At 69.6% G+C, this 17430-nt stretch carries 13 protein-coding genes; 4 read left to right on the top strand and 9 right to left on the bottom strand.

From position 1 onward, the window contains the following. Positions 1-137: 137 nt before the first annotated feature. From ACIP9H_RS16875 to dnaB, 3 genes are all read right to left on the bottom strand, one after another. Entirely contained in the window at positions 138-2150 is a 2013-nt protein-coding gene (locus ACIP9H_RS16875; RefSeq protein ID WP_401595271.1) for a hypothetical protein, read from the bottom strand. A gap of 198 nt (positions 2151-2348) precedes the next feature. Next, the gene (locus ACIP9H_RS16870) at positions 2349-4241 is read right to left on the bottom strand and encodes a protein kinase (RefSeq protein WP_401959603.1); all 1893 of its coding nucleotides are present in this window, start codon (positions 4239-4241) and stop codon (positions 2349-2351) included. 220 nt (positions 4242-4461) lie between these two features. Further along, positions 4462-5937: a replicative DNA helicase gene (gene dnaB, locus ACIP9H_RS16865; protein WP_401595267.1), complete on the bottom strand. Its 1476-nt coding sequence runs from the start codon at positions 5935-5937 to the stop codon at positions 4462-4464. A gap of 458 nt (positions 5938-6395) precedes the next feature. Here dnaB and ACIP9H_RS16860 point away from each other — a divergent pair, with 458 nt between their 5' ends. Next, positions 6396-7739, top strand: a complete 1344-nt coding sequence (locus tag ACIP9H_RS16860; RefSeq protein WP_401959602.1) for an MATE family efflux transporter — start codon at positions 6396-6398, stop codon at positions 7737-7739. Between the two features lie 67 nt (positions 7740-7806). Here ACIP9H_RS16860 and rplI read toward each other — a convergent pair whose 3' ends face one another. The 4 genes from rplI to rpsF form a co-directional block, all read right to left on the bottom strand. Further along, on the bottom strand, positions 7807-8256 hold the full coding sequence (gene rplI / locus ACIP9H_RS16855) for a 50S ribosomal protein L9 (protein WP_360904444.1): 450 nt from the start codon (positions 8254-8256) through the stop codon (positions 7807-7809). A 17-nt stretch (positions 8257-8273) separates the two neighbouring features. Next, a complete protein-coding gene (gene rpsR / locus ACIP9H_RS16850; RefSeq protein WP_026250812.1) occupies positions 8274-8510 on the bottom strand; it encodes a 30S ribosomal protein S18 in 237 nt (78 codons plus the stop codon). Between the two features lie 41 nt (positions 8511-8551). Then, on the bottom strand, positions 8552-9142 hold the full coding sequence (locus tag ACIP9H_RS16845) for a single-stranded DNA-binding protein (RefSeq protein ID WP_360904448.1): 591 nt from the start codon (positions 9140-9142) through the stop codon (positions 8552-8554). Between the two features lie 62 nt (positions 9143-9204). Next, on the bottom strand, positions 9205-9495 hold the full coding sequence (gene rpsF / locus ACIP9H_RS16840) for a 30S ribosomal protein S6 (RefSeq protein WP_319663375.1): 291 nt from the start codon (positions 9493-9495) through the stop codon (positions 9205-9207). A gap of 290 nt (positions 9496-9785) precedes the next feature. Between rpsF and ACIP9H_RS16835 the strand changes: the two genes are divergently transcribed. From ACIP9H_RS16835 to ACIP9H_RS16825, 3 genes are all read left to right on the top strand, one after another. Beyond that, positions 9786-10130: a hypothetical protein gene (locus tag ACIP9H_RS16835; RefSeq protein WP_401595260.1), complete on the top strand. Its 345-nt coding sequence runs from the start codon at positions 9786-9788 to the stop codon at positions 10128-10130. 206 nt (positions 10131-10336) lie between these two features. Next, entirely contained in the window at positions 10337-11458 is a 1122-nt protein-coding gene (locus ACIP9H_RS16830) for a peptidoglycan bridge formation glycyltransferase FemA/FemB family protein (RefSeq protein ID WP_360904454.1), read from the top strand. A 43-nt stretch (positions 11459-11501) separates the two neighbouring features. Further along, the gene (locus tag ACIP9H_RS16825) at positions 11502-12533 is read left to right on the top strand and encodes an alanine racemase (protein WP_401595258.1); all 1032 of its coding nucleotides are present in this window, start codon (positions 11502-11504) and stop codon (positions 12531-12533) included. Positions 12534-12616: 83 nt separating this feature from the next. Here ACIP9H_RS16825 and ACIP9H_RS16820 read toward each other — a convergent pair whose 3' ends face one another. Both ACIP9H_RS16820 and ACIP9H_RS16815 read right to left on the bottom strand, forming a co-directional pair. Beyond that, positions 12617-14182 (bottom strand): glycosyltransferase family 87 protein, encoded by a 1566-nt coding sequence (locus tag ACIP9H_RS16820; protein WP_401595255.1) that lies wholly within the window; start codon positions 14180-14182, stop codon positions 12617-12619. A gap of 133 nt (positions 14183-14315) precedes the next feature. Beyond that, entirely contained in the window at positions 14316-17132 is a 2817-nt protein-coding gene (locus ACIP9H_RS16815; protein ID WP_401595252.1) for a transglycosylase domain-containing protein, read from the bottom strand. Positions 17133-17430 lie beyond the last annotated feature (298 nt).

Below are 17430 nucleotides of genomic sequence, written 5' to 3'. Positions count from 1 at the left end.
GGGTCCGTTGTCGATGCCGGACCACTGCCGTTGGAGGAGCTGGCCCTGCGGGCCGTGGACGTGCGGAGGGCCAGGTCACTTTCCTGACCTGGCCCCCTACCCTGCTGAAGCGTTGTTCTAATCGGTGCGGTCGCCTGTCAGCTGACGCGAACGGTCCACGCTGCGGAGGATGAGGCCGCCAGGGTAACGGTTGCCGGACGGTAGGCACGCAGCGTGTACGTGCCGGTGTGGGCGAAGGTCAGCTTGCCTGCGGCGGTGCCGTTGGTGGCGAGCTTGGCGGTGGTGAGGGTGGTCCAGGTGCCGTTGCTCTTGCGGATCTGGTACTGGATCCACGTTCCGGCCGCATAGGGCGAGGAGACTGCGGTGCAGGCGACGGCCTTGCCGTGGTGGGCCTTCGTGGCAGGGCTCTTCATGGACAAGGTGGCCTTGACATGGCCGGTGACGGTACTGCTGGTCGAGGAGGCCCAAGCGAGGTTCTTGGCTGCGGTGACCGCGCGCCAGGTGCCGTTGCGCTTGGCGGTGGTGGTGAAGTGGGCGGTGCCCTTGCTGTCCGCGGTGGCCTTCGCGACGGTGGTCCAGGTGATGCTGTCCGCGGGACGGAACTGCAGGGAGATCTGAGCGCCTGTGGCCGGCTTGGATCCGGTCTGGGTGACCGTTGCCGTGAGGTTCTGCTTGGCGCCGTACGTGGTCAGGGCAGGCCCGGTCAGCTTTGTGGCCGTGGCTGCCAGGACCCGTATCGGCTGGGTGCTGACCGAGGAGTCCCCGAACTGCGAAACCATCGTCAGGGACACCTCGTGCATGCCGGGCGTTCCTGCGGTCCACGTTCCCGAGGGCTGGGCCGGGTAGGTGCCGGTGCTGATGGTCTTGCCGTCGACAGTCAGGGTCCAGTTCTGCGCGTGGCTGACCTTGTCGGCGGCGTGGGTGTTGGCGGCGAACTTCCAGGGCTTGCCGGCCACGGAGAAGTTGTCGAGGCCGGCGGTCCAGGTCGGGTCGATGCCGGAGACGACGTTGATCGGCACGTTGGTCGTGCCGTGAGCGCCGCGGTTGTCGGTGACGTCGAAGGTCAGGGTGTGCTTGCCGTATGGGAGGGGCTTGTCGCCGAGCCGGGCGTAGAAGTAGTTCTGGTAGCCGACCAGGACGAAATCGGACACCCGGGTTGTGGCCAGGAGCGCGCCGTCCAGCGTCACCCGGGTGCTGACCGGGTAGGCGTAGTTGAGGTTGCGCGGCCAGGGCTGGTCGAGCTCGCGCGGGTACTTGTAGGTCAGGAAGGCCGTGTCCGGCACGTTCCGGATCACTGCCTTGACCGCGGTCGTCACGGTGAAGCCGTGGTCGACGAGCGTAGTGGCCCGCACGGGACTGCCGGCACGGCCCTGGTTGTCGAAGGCGACGACGTACGCGGAGGAGGGCCAGAGCGCCGACTGAACCTTGCTGGTGTCGACGGTGCCGGTCCACATTCCGTCGCTGTCCGGGCCGGCCAGGTCGGATGCTGCCGGCCAGACCGGGTGGTTGGAGAAGTATTCGACGCGGGAGACGCCGCCTCCGGTGTCCGTCGCGACGGCCCGCAGGTTCAGGCGCTGATCGGCGGTGAGACCGACCGGCTTGAAGGAGGTCCAAGCGTCCTCGCCGGGGACGTCGGGCAGGGTCACGATCGGACGGTCGTTGTCGACGGTGACGTCCGCTGTGGCGGTTCTGATCTCGGGCCGCGCGGTGAAAACCTCGACGCGGATCTCGTTGGCGCCGTCCTCAACGAGTGGTGCAGCGATCGTGTCGGTGCCGCCGAACTTCTTCGTCGCGGCCGTGTCCACAGCCGCATGGAGGGTGCACGACGGCAGGCAGTCGCCGGCTGCCAGATCGATCCGCTGGCTGACCTCACCGGTCCCCTGCGCGTTGGTGTGCCCGGTGATACTCACGACGGCGGCGTAGGGCTCGTAGTCCGGATCGGCGTGCACGGTGAACGTGACATCAGCGGTGCCGGTGACGGTCTGGCCCGGAGTGACCGTGCCGGAGGAGTCATGGCCCGAGGCGAGGGTGTCGATGCTGACCTGGGTGAGGTTGGCAGCGGTGTCCGCAGCGGCCGGAGAGCCGAGGGCAACAGCTGCCAGGCAGGCGGAACCGACGAAAGCAGAGACGAAGCGTATGTGCCGGGACACGGCGTGGTGATCCTTTGACTCGATCGCGGCAATCTCGCAGCTCGCGGAGCCGCCGGTAGCCGAACGGATGCTCGGAAGCTGGAGCGTATACCACCCGGTTTCCAGCGATAGAAGCCAGGTAGCCGGCCCGCTGCGCTTACCCCTGGACTGGCTCACCCGACACGGCTCAGGACCCGGGTGGCCTTCGAGCACCGTATTTCAGTGCAGTGCCGCCCGCTCCTGCCAATAAGTGAGGTGGCTGCGACTGCTACGGGTCACGCGGTGATCCGGGCCCAGCACTCGTGCGCACTCGGCCGCCACCCCGGTCATCAGCCGGACAGCCTCGACTGGATCTCCGGCTTCTCCCATGAGCCGAGCGTGCCACTCGAGGCACTCCAGCGTGTCAGTGTGATCCCGCCCGAGCACCCGGACTGTGTCAGCAGCAGCATCGGCGATGAGCTGCGCTGCCTTTGCCGGATCTCCGGCATCCCGGACGAGGCGGGCGTGATGGCGACGGAAGTTAAGGGTGTCGCGGGTGTCCGGTCCGAATGTCCGCTTACTGTCTGTGGCCACGTCGGCCATGAGCTGCGCTCCCTGTGCCGGATCTCCGGCATCGCCAACGAGGCGGGCGTGATGGGCGCGGCAGTTCAGGGTGTTGCGGTTGTCCGGCCCCAGCACCCGAGCGCAGTCATTGGCGAGATCGGATACGAGGATCGCCGCCCGCGTCGGATCACCGGCTGCCCCAACGAAATGCGCCTGCAAGGAGCGGCACTCCAGCGTGTCCTTGTGGTCCGGACCCTGCACCCGAGCCCGGTCGGCGAATAGGTCGGCCAGGAGCTGCGCCGCCTGCGCAGGATCTCCGGCATCGCCAACGAGGCGGGCGTGATGGGCGCGGCGTCTCAGGGTGCCGGGGTGGTCCGGCCCTAACGCCTGCGCGCTGTCGATGGCGAGGTCGGCCGTTAGACGCAGCGCCTCTGCCAGGTCGCCGGCCTCCCCGACGAAATGGGCATGCTCGGAGCGGCAAAGCAGTGTGCCCTCGTGGTCCGGGCCCTCTACGCGTTGTCGCTCCGCAGCCAGGTCGGCCATAAGCCGGGCTGCCTGCCTCGCATCGCCGGCATCGCCGATCCGCTGGGCCTGACGGAAGCGCTCCCTGGATTCCTTCCGGAACGCGAGGAGGGTTGATGAGGAAGTAGCGATGTCCCGTGCGGTCGGCGGATGTGTGGCCCCATCGCCGAGCTGTAGGGCCGCGGCGGGTAGCTTCGGTACTGGCGTCTGCTTGTTTTGGATCAGGCTGGTTACCGCGGTTGGCCACGACACGGCCCCCGAGAACTCCTCCGGAGGGGTCCACCGCTCTGCGATTGCTGTGGCAAGCTCGGTCAGGGTGGGCCGCTTGACAGGATCCTTGATCAGGCAGGCGGCTATCAGGTCGCGCAGCGGACTGGGCACGCCGTCGAGTACGGGCGCAGCGTGGACGATGCGGTAGAGCAGCGCAGCGCTCGGTCCCTCGCCGAACGGCCCGGTTCCGTTGGCGGCGAAGGTGACCACCGCCCCGAGGGAGAACACATCGGTGGCCGGGCCCGCCTGTCCGCCCACGGCTTGCTCCGGCGACATGAAGCCGGCCGTGCCGATCACCGTTCCTGTGGCGGTCAACGCCGTGCCATCGATCGCCCGGGCAATACCAAAGTCGATTACCCGCGGGCCGTCCGCAGCCAGGAGGACGTTCGAGGGCTTCAGGTCCCGATGCACTATGGCGGCCGAGTGGATCGCGTGAAGCGCTTCCACCAGCCCGGCCATCAATGGCCACAACGATGCCTCGGGCAGCGGACCATTGGCCACGACCGCCTCGGACAGGCTCGGACCTGGCACGTAGACAGTCGCCAGCCACGGCGGATCGTCATCCGGGCCGGCCGCCACTACGGGCGCCGTGAACGCACCGCTGACCGCCCGCGCGGCAGTGACCTCCTGCCGGAAACGGATCCTGAACTCGGGCTGCTGCGCGTAGTGCGGATGCACCACCTTCACCGCCACCGCCCGCCCAGCCAGCGAGCGGCCCAAAAACACTCGCCCCATACCGCCCGCACCCAGACGGCCCCGCAGCACGAACCCGCCCACACTGGCTGGATCCCCGACCCCCAACGGCTCCATCCCGCCCCTCCCCGCGAGCACCACACTCTGAGGCGCCGGCCATACCCAGGATCCAGCCAGACAAGACCTTTGAGAACACAGCCGACCGCACACCACGGCGGCCACCGACAATCCGCCGAGTTTCCTCAGATTTTCAGTCCGGCGGGTGCTGATTCCATAGATCGACTGAGACCCTAGAAGCCGCTCGTCAGGTCTGCGCCATGTCCACGAAGCGCGAGTAGTGCCCCTGGAAGGCGACGGTGATCGTCGCCGTGGGGCCGTTGCGGTGCTTGGCGACGATCAGGTCGGCCTCGCCGGCGCGGGGGGACTCCTTCTCGTAGGCGTCCTCGCGGTGCAGCAGGATCACCATATCGGCGTCCTGCTCGATGGAGCCCGACTCGCGCAGGTCGCTGACCATCGGCCGCTTGTCCGTGCGCTGTTCGGGGCCGCGGTTCAGCTGGGAGAGCGCGATGACCGGCACTTCCAGCTCCTTGGCGAGGAGCTTGAGGTTCCGGGACATGTCGGAGACCTCCTGCTGGCGGCTCTCGGGACGGCGCGAGCCGCCCGCCTGCATCAGCTGGAGATAGTCGATGACGACCAGGCGCAGGTCGTTGCGCTGCTTCAGGCGGCGGCACTTGGCGCGGATCTCCATCATCGACAGGTTCGGGGAGTCATCGATGTAGAGGGGGGCCGCGGAGACGTCCGGCATCCGGCGGGCGAGCCGGGTCCAGTCGTCGTCGGTCATGTTGCCGGAGCGCATGTGGTGCAGCGCCACGCGGGCCTCGGCGGACAGCAGGCGCATCGCGATCTCGTTGCGGCCCATTTCGAGGGAGAAGAACACGCTGGGCATGCCGCTGCTGACCGAGCACGCGCGGGCGAAGTCCAGCGCGAGCGTGGACTTGCCCATCGCGGGACGGGCGGCGATGACGATCATCTGGCCGGGGTGCAGGCCGTTGGTGAGGGAGTCCAGGTCGGCGAAGCCCGTGGGCACGCCGGACATCTGGCCGCTGCGGGAGCCGATGGCCTCGATCTCGTCGAGGGCGCCCTCCATGATCTCGGAGAGCGGCAGGTAGTCCTCGCTGGTGCGCTGCTCGGTGACGGCGTAGATCTCGGCCTGGGCGGAGTTGACGATCTCGTCGACGTCGCCGTCGGCCGCGTATCCCATCTGCGTGATGCGGGTGCCGGCCTCGACCAGGCGCCGCAGGACCGCGCGTTCGTGCACGATCTCGGCGTAGTACTCGGCGTTGGCGGCGGTGGGCACCGCGTTGACGAGGCTGTGCAGATAGGGGGAGCCGCCGACGCGGGTGAGTTCGCCGCGCTTGGTGAGCTCGGCGGCGACCGTGATGGGGTCGGCGGGCTCGCCGCGTGCGTACAGGTCGAGGATCGCCGCGTAGACCGTCTCGTGCGCGGGACGGTAGAAGTCGGCGCCCTTGAGGACCTCGACGACGTCGGCGATGGCGTCCTTGGACAGCAGCATGCCGCCCAGCACCGACATCTCGGCGTCCAGGTCCTGCGGGGGGACGCGCTCGAAGCCGCCGCCCCCGCGGTCCTCGTCGCGGTCGTGATCGCGGTCGCGGTCGTCCTTGCGGCGGAAGCGGGCGACGGGCTGCCGGTCGCCGGGGCCGTCCGGCGGGAAGGGCGGCTCGCCTCCCCAGTGGTCCTCCGCGGGTTCGGGCTGGCTCACCCCCCTGCCACCTCCTCCCGTGGACGCGCACCGCTCGCGCAGCGCGGCGCTTCTTTCCTACGCCATCGCTCTGACAGTTCTCAGGTCTTGCAGTCGAGACGCCCGCGCACGCCTGTGGCGCGTCGGGCGACGCCCCACCGTAGGGGTCTGCGGGGCCCGGAGCCAAGACGGTTATCCACAGGGGCTGGGGACGACCTGTTGAAGAAACGGCTCCGCCTGTGGAGAAGCCCGCCCAAGCTGTGTACAGGCCGGGGGACAGCGACGTGGACAAGCACACAATCACCCAATGATCACGGCTCTGACCTGGGCTTTCTTCATCCACCCACTGTGGACAAGAAAAACTTCCCCCTTCGGCTCAAGATCGCGACAAACGACGCGGAGCAGATCACCCTGTGCAGCGACAGGTAATGGACGAAGCCACCTTGCGGCTATTACATGTGGATGATTACGCTGGCCGCGTGCCTCAGACCGCCGAGTTCTCCCGTCAGCAGTCCGCCCGCCGCCACGACCGCGAGATCTTCGGCCTCGCCCTGCCCGCCTTCGGCGCCCTGGTCGCCGAACCGCTCTTCCTCCTCGTCGACAGCTCGATCGTCGGCCACCTCGGCACCGCGCAACTGGCCGGCCTCGGTGTGGCCGGCGCGCTCCTCACCACCGTCGTCGGTGTCTTCGTCTTCCTCGCCTACGCCACCACGGCCGCCGTGGCCCGCCGGGTCGGCGCGGGCGACCTGCCCGCCGCGATCCGTCAGGGCATGGACGGCATCTGGCTCGCCCTGCTGATCAGCGTCGCGGCCGTCGCCGTGACCATTCCGGCCGCACCCGCCCTCACCGGCCTCTTCGGCGCGTCCGGCACCGCCGCCCCGTACGCCGTCACCTATCTGCGGATCAGCGCACTCGGCATCCCCGCGATGCTCGTCGTCCTCGCCGCGACCGGCGTCCTGCGGGGCCTGCAGAACACCAGGACCCCGCTCCAGGTGGCCGTCGGCGGCTTCGCCGCGAACGCCGCGCTCAATGTGCTGCTGGTCTACGGCGCCGGCTTCGGCATCGCCGGCTCCGCCTGGGGCACCGTGATCGCCCAGAACGCCATGGCGGCCGTCTACCTCGCGGTCGTCGTCCGCGGCGCCCGGCGGCACGGCGCCTCCCTGCGTCCCGACCTGGCCGGGATCCGGGCCTGCGCCCAGGCCGGGACACCGCTGCTGATCCGCACGGTGAGCCTGCGCGCCGTCCTCATGATCGCCACAGCCGTCGCCGCGCGCCTCGGGGACGTCTCGATAGCCGCCCATCAGATCACCTTCGCCCTGTGGACCCTCGCCGCCTACGCGCTGGACGCCCTCGCCATCGCAGGGCAGGCGATCATCGGCCGGCACCTCGGGGCCGGCGACGCGGAGGCCGCCCGGGCCGCCTGCCGCCGCATGGTCCAGTGGGGCGTCGCCGCCGGCGTCCTGATCGGGCTGCTGACGGCGGTCGGCCGGCCGCTGATAGCGCCACTGTTCACCTCCGACCCGTCGGTGCACTCCGCCCTCGTCCCGGTGCTGCTCGTCGCGGCGCTGGCACAGCCGGTCAGCGGCGCGGTCTTCGTCCTGGACGGGGTGCTGATCGGCGCGGGGGACGGCGCCTACCTCGCCGGTTCCACGATCGTCACCCTGGTGGTCTTCGCCCCGGTCGCGCTGGCCGTGCCCGCGCTGGGCGGCGGCCTGACCGCACTGTGGTGGGCGATGGACCTGATGATGCTGACCCGGCTCGTCACCCTGCAACTGCGCGCCCGTTCCGGGAAGTGGGCCGTCACCGGCGCGGTCCGCGCCTGACCGCCGGCAGGGACGGCGAAGGGCCCGGAACCACGCGGTTCCGGGCCCTTCGCTCACGCGGTGGGTGTCAGCTCGCGACGACCTCGACGTCGAGACCGGCCTCGACCTCGGGGTGCAGACGCACCGACACCTTGTGCGAGCCCAGCGTCTTGATCGGCGAACCGATCTCGACACGGCGCTTGTCCACGTCCGGACCGCCCGCGGCCTTGATGGCGGCGGCGATGTCGGCCGGGGTCACCGAACCGAACAGACGGCCGGCGTCACCGGCGCGGGTCGTCAGCTTGACCTTGACACCGGCGAGCTGCGCCTTGACGGCGTTGGCCTGCTCGATGGTCGCGATCTCGCGGATCCGGCGCGCACGGCGGATCTGCTCGACGTCCTTCTCGCCACCCTTGGTCCACGCGATCGCGAAACCGCGGGGGATCAGGTAGTTGCGGGCGTAGCCGCTCTTGACCTCGACGACGTCGCCTGCGGCGCCGAGGCCGCTGACCTCATTGGTGAGGATGATCTTCGCCATTGCTCAGTCACCCTTCCTTAGCGAGCGGTCGAGGTGTAGGGCAGCAGCGCCATCTCACGGCTGTTCTTCACGGCCGTGGCGACGTCGCGCTGGTGCTGGGTGCAGTTGCCGGTGACCCGGCGGGCACGGATCTTGCCGCGGTCGGAAATGAACTTCCGCAGCAGGTTCGTGTCCTTGTAGTCGACGTACGTGATCTTGTCCTTGCAGAACACGCAAACCTTCTTCTTCGGCTTGCGAGCAGGCGGCTTCGCCATTGTCTCTCTCCAGTGTGATCAAGAAGTGTGGTGCGCCGCCCTCAGAAGGGAGGCTCGTCCGAGTAGCCGCCGCCGGAACCGGAGCCACCGCCCCAGTTGCCGCCACCACCCTGGCCGCCACCGGCCGGAGCACTGGTCGCCCAGGGGTCGTCGGCGGGCGCGCCGCCCTGGCCGCCGCCGGAGCCACCGCCCCAGTTGCCGCCACCTCCACCCTGACCGCCGCCGCCGTAACCGCCCTGACCGCCGCGGGAGCCGCCGGCTCCGCCGCCGCTCGCCCGGGTGATCTTGGCGGTCGCGCTGCGCAGGCTGGCGCCGACCTCGTCGACGTCCAGCTCGTAGACCGTCCGCTTGACGCCCTCGCGGTCGTCGTACGTCCGCTGCTTCAGCCGGCCCTGCACGATCACGCGCATGCCCTTCTGAAGGGACTCCGCCACGTTCTCCGCCGCCTGCCGCCAGACCGAGCACGTGAGGAAGAGGCTCTCGCCGTCCTTCCACTCGTTGGTCTGCCGGTCGAAGGTGCGGGGGGTGGACGCGACACGGAACTTCGCGACCGCCGCACCGGAGGGGGTGAAGCGCAGCTCGGGGTCGTCGACGAGATTGCCGACGACCGTGATGACGGTCTCGCCTGCCATGGTGGGTGACCTCTCGGCTTTTCTTGGCTGCTCGGTATCCCGAATGCCGTGAGCCGTCAGGCTCAGTGGGTTTCGGGGCGGAGGACCTTGGTCCGGAGGACCGACTCGTTCAGGTTCATCTGACGGTCGAGCTCCTTGACGACCTCGGGTGTGGCGTTGAGGTCGATGACCGAGTAGATGCCCTCGGGCTTCTTCTTGATCTCGTAAGAGAGACGACGACGGCCCCAGGTGTCGATCTTCTCGACCTTGCCGCCGCCCGTACGGACGACACCAAGGAAGTTCTCGATCAGCGGGGAGACAGCACGCTCCTCGAGATCGGGGTCGAGGATCACCATCACCTCGTAGTGACGCATGTGGAACCCACCTCCTTCGGACTCAGCGGCCATGGCGTTTCCATGGCAGGAGGGTTTGCATCGCGTCGCAACGGTATCGCGGGCCACCGACAACGCCCTGGGCCTTCCGTGGATCGCATCCCGGAGACCTTGCGGACCGTTGCAGGGGCCTGCACAGACACCGGTGCAGACGGTACACACTACCCGGCCCCGTGCTTCCGGTTGAAATCCGCGGGTGGAAGCCCCCAATCTGTACACATCGGGTGTGTCCGGCGCTACGATGCGCCACTTCTCCATCACGGAGGTGCCCCATGGCACAGGCAGTACGACCCACCACCGACGCCCACCACCACCGCTTCCGGCTCTCCCGGTTCACCTTCAACAGCGACGGCCAGCCGCACCCGGTGGAGAACGGCCTCGCCGTAGCGACGCTCGTACTGGGCCTGCTGGCCTCCATCGCCGCCTTCTGGAGCGGACTGCACCTGCTGAGTTCCTGGGCCGGCCTCATCGGGCTCCTGGTCGGCGCCTACGGGCAGTACCGCTCGGTCACCACCGCGGAGCGCTTCGTCTTCATCATCGGAATGGGCCTGGCCGGCATCGGTTTCTACATCGGCATGGCCCACGGCGGTCTCTTCGGCGGAGTGCTGGGGGGATAGCAGGCACGCGGCACGGTCACGCGGCGGCGTCCCGCGACGCCGCCCCCGGGCCCGGCCGGGCCCGGCTCCGGGCCGTCCGGGCCCGAGCCGCGGCCTCCGGTTGTCCACAGCCCTCGCAGGGGCGTTCGCCGTTCGCAGTAGGCTTCGGCGCAGTAGTAGTGCAGACAGAGACGCCTTAGCCGCAGCAGCGATGGGGAGCGCCCCGCATGAGCTTGACCCTGAGGACCATCAGTCGGGAACAGCACCTGGCGTACATCCAGAGCCTGCCCTCGGCGAGCCACTGCCAGGTCCCCGCCTGGGCGGACGTCAAGACCGAATGGCGCTCGGAGAACCTGGGCTGGTTCGACGACAGGACCGGTGAACTGGTCGGCGCGGGCCTGGTCCTGTACCGGCAGCTGCCCAAGGTGAAGCGGTACCTGGCGTACCTGCCCGAGGGCCCGGTGATCAACTGGTACGCGCCCAATCTGGAGGACTGGCTGCGCCCGATGCTCGCGCATCTGAAGCAGCAGGGCGCGTTCTCCGTGAAGATGGGCCCGCCCGTGGTGATCCGCCGCTGGGACGCGAACGCCATCAAGGCGGGCATCGCCGATCCGGACGTCAAGCGCCTGCGCGACGTCGAGGCGACCTTCATCGAGCCCCGCGCCTTCGAGGTGGCCGACCGCCTGCGCCGCATGGGCTGGCAGCAGGGCGAGGACGGCGGCGCCGGCTTCGGCGACGTGCAGCCGCGCTACGTCTTCCAGGTGCCGCTCGAGGACCGCAGCCTGGACGACGTCCAGAAGGGCTTCAACCAGCTGTGGCGCCGCAACATCAAGAAGGCCGAGAAGCTCGGCGTCGAGGTCGTCCAGGGCGGCTACGACGACCTCGCGGTCTGGCAGCAGCTGTACGAGGTGACGGCCGAGCGCGACCACTTCCGGCCGCGCCCGCTGTCGTACTTCCAGCGCATGTGGCAGGTGCTCAACGCCGAGGACCCCAACCGCATGCGCCTGTACTTCGCCACGCACGAGGGCGAGGCGGTCGCCGCCGCCACGATGCTCGTCGTCGGCCGGCACGTCTGGTACTCCTACGGGGCCTCCGCCAACCACAAGCGCGAGGTGCGGCCCAGCAACGCCATGCAGTGGCGCATGCTGCGGGACGCCTACGCGCTCGGCGCGAGCGTGTACGACCTGCGCGGCATCAGCGACTCCTTGGACGAGAGCGACCACCTCTTCGGGCTCATCCAGTTCAAGGTGGGCACCGGTGGGCAGGCTGCCGAATACTTGGGCGAGTGGGACTTCCCGCTCAACAAGCTGCTCCACAAGGCGCTCGACATCTACATGTCCCGCCGCTGACCCGCCCGTCCGTCCGCCGACCCGAAAGGCCACCCCACCCGCGATGGCGCTCTCCCTGTACGTCGACACCGTGCGCTGGCGTGCGCACCAGCAGTCCGTGGCGGAGCAGTTCCCGGGGCTGATCCCGGTCTGCAAGGGCAACGGATACGGCTTCGGCCACGAGCGCCTGGCGGAGGAGGCCATCCGCCTGGGCGCGGACATCCTGGCGGTCGGCACGACGTACGAGGCCGCGCAGATCAAGGACCTGTTCGGCGGCGACCTGCTCGTCCTCACGCCGTACCGGCTGGGCGAGGAGCCGGTGCCGCTGCCGGACCGCGCCATCAGGTCCGTCTCGTCGGTGGAGGGCGTGCGCGGCCTGGTCGGCGCGCGGGTCGTCATCGAGGTCATGAGCAGCATGAAGCGCCACGGCGTGAGCGAGGACGACCTCGTCAAGCTCCACTCGGCCATCGACGACGTCCGCCTGGAGGGCTTCGCCATCCACCTGCCGCTGGACCGCACCGACGGCTCCGACGCGGTGGAGGAGGTCTTCACCTGGATGGAGCGGCTGCGCGCGGCCCGGCTGCCGCTGCACACGCTGTTCGTCAGCCACCTCAAGGCGGGCGAGCTGGAGCGGCTGCGCGCCCAGTTCCCGCAGACGCGCTTCCGCGCCCGCATCGGCACCCGGCTCTGGCTCGGCGACCACGAGGCCACCGAGTACCGCGGCGCCGTCCTGGACGTCACCCGCGTCGCCAAGGGCGAGCGCTTCGGCTACCGCCAGCAGAAGGCGGGCGAGGACGGCCACCTGGTGGTCGTGGCGGGCGGCACCTCCCACGGGGTGGGCCTGGAGGCCCCCAAGGCCATGCACGGCGTCATGCCGCGCGCCAAGGGCGTCGCCCGTGCGGGGCTCGCCACCATCAACCGCAACCTGTCCCCCTTCGTGTGGGCGGGCAAGCAGCGCTGGTTCGCCGAGCCGCCGCACATGCAGGTGTCGATCCTCTTCCTGCCGGGCGACGTGGCCCCGCCCGCCGTCGGGGACGAGCTGGTGGCCCATCTGCGGCACACGACGACCCAGTTCGACCGCGTCGTCGACCGCTGACGCCGCGCTCCGCGTCCGCGTCCGCACACAAGGAGGCCCCCGCACCGCCGAGCGCTGCGAGGGCCTCAGGAGCGCCGCCGGGATCAGGCGGGCGGGTTCGGGTCCACACCCCACCGCACGGGCTGCTGGACCGGCGTCCCGGGGCCGTACGGGCCCTCCGGGCCGGCGAAGGGGGCGGCGTGGCGCGCGCGCCGGCCCGAGCCGCCCAGGGAGACCTTGTCCCTCGCCTCGTCCAGCACACCGCCGGAGGGGTCGTCCGAACCGTCCCGGCGGACCGGGTCGCGCTCGGGGAGGAGCACGTCGCGGACGACGACCGCGCACAGGTAGAGCGTCCCCACCAGGTGCACCGCGATGGCGAGGTCGTAGCCGTACATCGGCAGCCCCTTGTTGCCGCCGCCCGTGGTGTACGCCAGGTAGAACCAGATGCCGAGGAAGTACATGACCTCGGCGGCCTGCCAGATCAGGAAGTCGCGCCAGCGCGGCCTGGCGAGCGCGGCGAGCGGCACCAGCCACAGCACGTACTGCGGTGAGTAGACCTTGTTGGTCAGGACGAAGGCCGCGACGATCAGGAAGGCCAACTGGGCGAAGCGCGGCCGCCGCGGCGCCCACAGCGCCAGCAGACCGATGCCGACCGCCAGCAGCGCCATCAGCACCATGGCGCCGAGGTTCGCCACGCTCCTGTCGATCGAGATGCCGGTCGTCTGCGTGATGGCCAGCCAGAACGAGCCGTAGTCGACGCCCCGTTCCTGGCTGAAGGCGTAGAACCGCCACCAGCCCTCGGGGGCGAGGATCGCCACCGGCAGGTTCACCACGACCCAGGCGCCCGCGGCCCCGGCCAGGGTGACGCTCCACGCCTTGAGTCTCCCGGCCCGCAGGGCCAGTACGAACAGCGGCCAGAGCAGGAGCACCGGGTACAGCTTGGCGGCCGTCGCCAGGCCGATCAGGATGCCGGCGGCCAGCGGGCGGCTGCGGGACCACAGCATCATCCCGGCGGCGGCGAGGGCCACCGCGAACAGGTCCCAGTTGATCGTGGCGTTCAGCGCGAACGCGGGTGCCAGGGCGACCAGCAGCGCGTCCCAGGGCCGGCGGCGGTTGGTGCGGGCCACGCAGACCGCGATGACCGCGGTGCACGCCATCAGCATCCCCGCGTTGACCAGCCAGTAGATCTGCTCGCGGTGCTGGATCGTGCCGCCGTGCGGGGTCAGCCAGGAGGCGACCTCCATGAAGACACCGGTCAGGACCGGGTACTCCAGGTAGCCCATGCCGCCGGAGACCGTGTCCGGGATGCGGTCGAAGTACGGCACCAGGTCGTCGGCGAAACCGCGCCCGTAGTACAGGTGCGGGATGTCCGAGTAGCAGGCGTGGCTGTACTGCGCGTTCGCGCCGAAGAACCAGCCGCTGTCGTAGCAGGGCAGCTTCTGCACCATGCCGAGCGCGAACATCCCGATCGCCACCAGCACGATCACCCGCAGCGGGTTCCACCACCCGCGCTGCCCCACGGCGGCGAACCGCCCCAGCGGCCCTCCGATGACCTCGCTGCCGGCCCGGGCGACCGGGTCCTCCTCCGTCGGAGGCACGACCTCCTCGGCCTCGCGGGGCTCCTCGGCCGCCCCGGCCTCCCGGTGGTGGTCTTCGCGCACGCTCGTCATGCGGACATCCTGCCCTACGCGGCTGAGCGGGGGCTGTCCCAATCCCGACGCGATCACGAACGGCCGCGGCCGCGGAGGGCGTGGTGCCCTCCGCGGCCGCGGATCGGTGCGGGTGCGGTCCCCGGACGGGGCCTCAGCCGTTGGCCCCCGCGAAGAGGCCGGTGCCCTTGGTATTGCTGGAGGACGGGGTCGAACTCGGTGTGCCGGAGGCCCCGCCGTCCGTGCCGCCGCCGTCGGCGCCGCCATTGGCCGCACCGCCATTGGCTGCACCGCCGTTGCCACCGCCGCCGTTGCCGCCACCGCCGTTGCCACCGCCGCCGTTCTGGCAGCCGAAGAACCCTCGGCAGGTCTCGGTCGCCGTCGCGGTGGGCGACTGGGTGGGCGGCGTGAACGTCGGGGTCGGCGGCGTGCTCGCGCTCTCGGTCGGCGAGGACGACACGGACGGGCTCGACGACGCCGGGGCGCCCAGCTCGTCGTGGATGTCGCCGATCTTGACCGGGTCCGGGAAGGGGACGTCCTGCGTGCCCTTGAGCGCCGCCTTCATGTACTCGGTCCAGACCTGGGTCGGGATGTCACCACCGTGGATGGACTCCACACCCGCCGTGCCGTTCATGGAGAGCAGGCTGTGGGTCTTCGGGTTCTCGCGGAACATCGCGATCGAGGTCGACAGCTGCTTGGTGTAGCCGACGAACCAGGCCGACTTGTTGCTGTCGGTCGTACCGGTCTTGCCGGCCGCCGTCCGGCCCAGCGCCAGCGCCTTCATACCCGTACCGTTCTTGATCACGTTCTCCAGCGTGTCGGTGACGTTGTCCGCCACCTCCGACGGCATGACCTCGGTGGCCTTCGGCTTGTCGAAGCCGGGCACCTCCACACCGCCCTGCTTGACCGCCGTGACCGAGTACGGCTCCACGTGCTTGCCCGAGGCCGCGAAGGTCGCGTAGGCGTCGGCCATGCGAATGGCGCTCGGGGTCGAGGTACCCAGCGCGAACGAGGGGTTCTGGTAGGCCATCGAGGTCTTCAGGATGCCGGACTTCTCGGCGACCGAGGCCACCTTGTCCATGCCGACGTCCATGCCGAGCTGCACGAAGGGGGTGTTGATGGACTGCTCCATCGCCTTGCGCAGCGTGATGAAGCCCCAGGCGTGGGGACTCTCGTTCTCCTGGTAGAACGGCGTGTTGTCCTTCTTGAGGACATCGGTGCCGTCGTTGTTCTTGACCCTCAGGTGGTCGTTGCCGTTGTACTTGCTCAGCGGCGAGATCCCCTCGCCGTGGCTCCGGTACGTGCCGTACTCCATGGCGGCGGCGAGCACGAACGGCTTCCACGTCGAACCGACCGGCACACCCGAGGTGTTGGCGTTGTTGGTGAAGTGGTTGTGCTCGAAGCCGGCGCCGCCGTAGATCGCGACGATCGCGCCGTCGTTCGGCTTCACCGAGGCCGCACCGAACTGCACGTACTTGTCCAGCTCCCGCTTGTTCGGCTTGAGGTTGGCGTCCTCGACCTTCTTGACCGCCTTGGCCAGCGCGTCCACCTTCGGCTTCTCGAAGGTCGTGTAGATCTGGTAGCCGCCCTGGTCGAGCTCCGCCCGGCTGATCTTGGAGTGGCTGAGCACGTAGTTCTTGGCGGTGTCCACCAGGTAGCTGATCTGGCCGGTCATGCCCTTGGTGGCCTTCAGGCCCTGCGGCTCGGGGTACCCCGAAACGGCCTTGTCGTACAGGGGCTTGGTCAGGTGGCCGTCCTTGTACATCTCACCGAGGATCCAGCGCCAGCGGTCCTCGGAGTTCTTCCGGTTCGCCTCGGGCGTCGCGATCGGGTCGATGCTCGTGGCGCCGGCCGGGTCGTAGTACGTGGGGCCCTTGAGCAGCGCGGCCAGGAAGGCGCACTGGCTGTCGTTGAGCTTCTCGGCGTCCACGCCGTAGTAGGTCTGGGCCGCCGCCTGGATGCCGTAGGCACCGCGTCCGTAGTACGCGGTGTTCAGGTAGCCCTGGAGGATCTCGTCCTTGCTGAGCTTCGTCCCCACCTTTATGGAGATGAAGAGTTCCTTGAACTTACGGCTGACCGTCTGCTCCTGGCTCAGGTAGGTGTTCTTGACGTACTGCTGGGTGATCGTGGAACCACCCTGCGCGTCACCGCCCTTGGCCATGTTGAACAGCGCGCGGCCGATACCCATGGGGTCGACGCCGGAGTCCTTCTCGAAGCTCTTGTTCTCCGCGGAGATGACCGCGTACTGCATCGACTTCGGGATCTCGGCGAGCGTGACGTTCTGCCGGTTGGCACCGGTGCCGGTCGCCACCATGCGGTCGCCGTTGGCCCAGAAGAAGACGTTGTTCTGGGACTTGGCGGCGTCGTTCTCGTTGGGGATGCCGACCATCGCGTAACCGATGCCCGCGGCCGCCACCAGGCTGCCGAAGAAGAAGACGCACAGACCCGACACGAGCTTCCAGGACGGCACCCAGCGCTGCCAGCCGTCCCTGCCCCAGCGGGGGTAGTCGAGGATGCGCTTCTTCGGCGGCTGGCCGCCTCCGCGCCCGCCCCCGGCGCCCGCCTCCGCGGTGCGGCGACGTCCGCCGCCCTTCTGATTGGCCTGGGCCGCGCGGCGTGCGGCGGCGCGCCCCTGGTACGCGGGCTCGCCCCCGCCCCGGCGTCCGCCCTGACCCGCACCCGGGCCCGGGACCGCGCCGTGGCCGGCGCTCTGACGTGCCCCCTGGCCCGGACCGGACGGCCGTCCGCCCTGACCCGCGGCGGCGCTGCCCCGGGGGGGCTGCTGACGCGGACCGCCGCCCGTGCCCTGGGTGCCCTGGGCCGGACCGGGTCCGCGTGTGCCGTACGACTGCGATGGCGGCGCTTCCCGCCGGCCTCCTGGCGGCGGGGGTTGCTGCTGCGCGCCGCGCCGGGCGGCTGCGCGGCCGCCGCCGGGCGGCGTCTGCGGCGGCTTGCGACGGTGCTCGCTCATGAACAGCTACTCCTAGGACAGGCGGAATCGCCTGAAAGCGGCAGTGGTTTTCCGGTCCCCCCGGCGTGCGTTGGCCGCACTGCACCACGGACAAGGACGCTCACTTGCGCCCCACGGTTCCCGGTGCTCTGCATGGCGAACAGAGTACGCAGGGTCAAAAGACCTGCTAGCCCGATGTTCATCACATAAGGGGCGGTTGACGCTGTGCAGATTTCCCGATGTGACGTCGGTCACCGTGCGGCACCTTGCGGGCCCCGGTCGGGCGTTCTATCGTCACGATGTATCGAGCCGATACATC

This window comes from Streptomyces sp. NPDC088732 (assembly GCF_044751205.1).
Taxonomy (GTDB): domain Bacteria; phylum Actinomycetota; class Actinomycetes; order Streptomycetales; family Streptomycetaceae; genus Actinacidiphila.
Note: the sequence above shows the minus strand (reverse complement) of the source record. Positions and strands in the feature narration are given on the sequence as shown.

Bases quoted from the DNA above. Each gene is read 5' to 3' on its own strand.
- rplI (WP_360904444.1), bottom strand. From the start codon at position 8,256: ATGGCGAAGATCATCCTCACCAATGAGGTCAGCGGCCTCGGCGCCGCA.
- rpsR (WP_026250812.1), bottom strand. From the start codon at position 8,510: ATGGCGAAGCCGCCTGCTCGCAAGCCGAAGAAGAAGGTTTGCGTGTTC.
- ACIP9H_RS16845 (WP_360904448.1), bottom strand. From the start codon at position 9,142: ATGGCAGGCGAGACCGTCATCACGGTCGTCGGCAATCTCGTCGACGAC.
- rpsF (WP_319663375.1), bottom strand. From the start codon at position 9,495: ATGCGTCACTACGAGGTGATGGTGATCCTCGACCCCGATCTCGAGGAG.
- ACIP9H_RS16835 (WP_401595260.1), top strand. From the start codon at position 9,786: ATGGCACAGGCAGTACGACCCACCACCGACGCCCACCACCACCGCTTC.
- ACIP9H_RS16830 (WP_360904454.1), top strand. From the start codon at position 10,337: ATGAGCTTGACCCTGAGGACCATCAGTCGGGAACAGCACCTGGCGTAC.
- ACIP9H_RS16825 (WP_401595258.1), top strand. From the start codon at position 11,502: ATGGCGCTCTCCCTGTACGTCGACACCGTGCGCTGGCGTGCGCACCAG.
- ACIP9H_RS16820 (WP_401595255.1), bottom strand. From the start codon at position 14,182: ATGACGAGCGTGCGCGAAGACCACCACCGGGAGGCCGGGGCGGCCGAG.
- ACIP9H_RS16815 (WP_401595252.1), bottom strand. From the start codon at position 17,132: ATGAGCGAGCACCGTCGCAAGCCGCCGCAGACGCCGCCCGGCGGCGGC.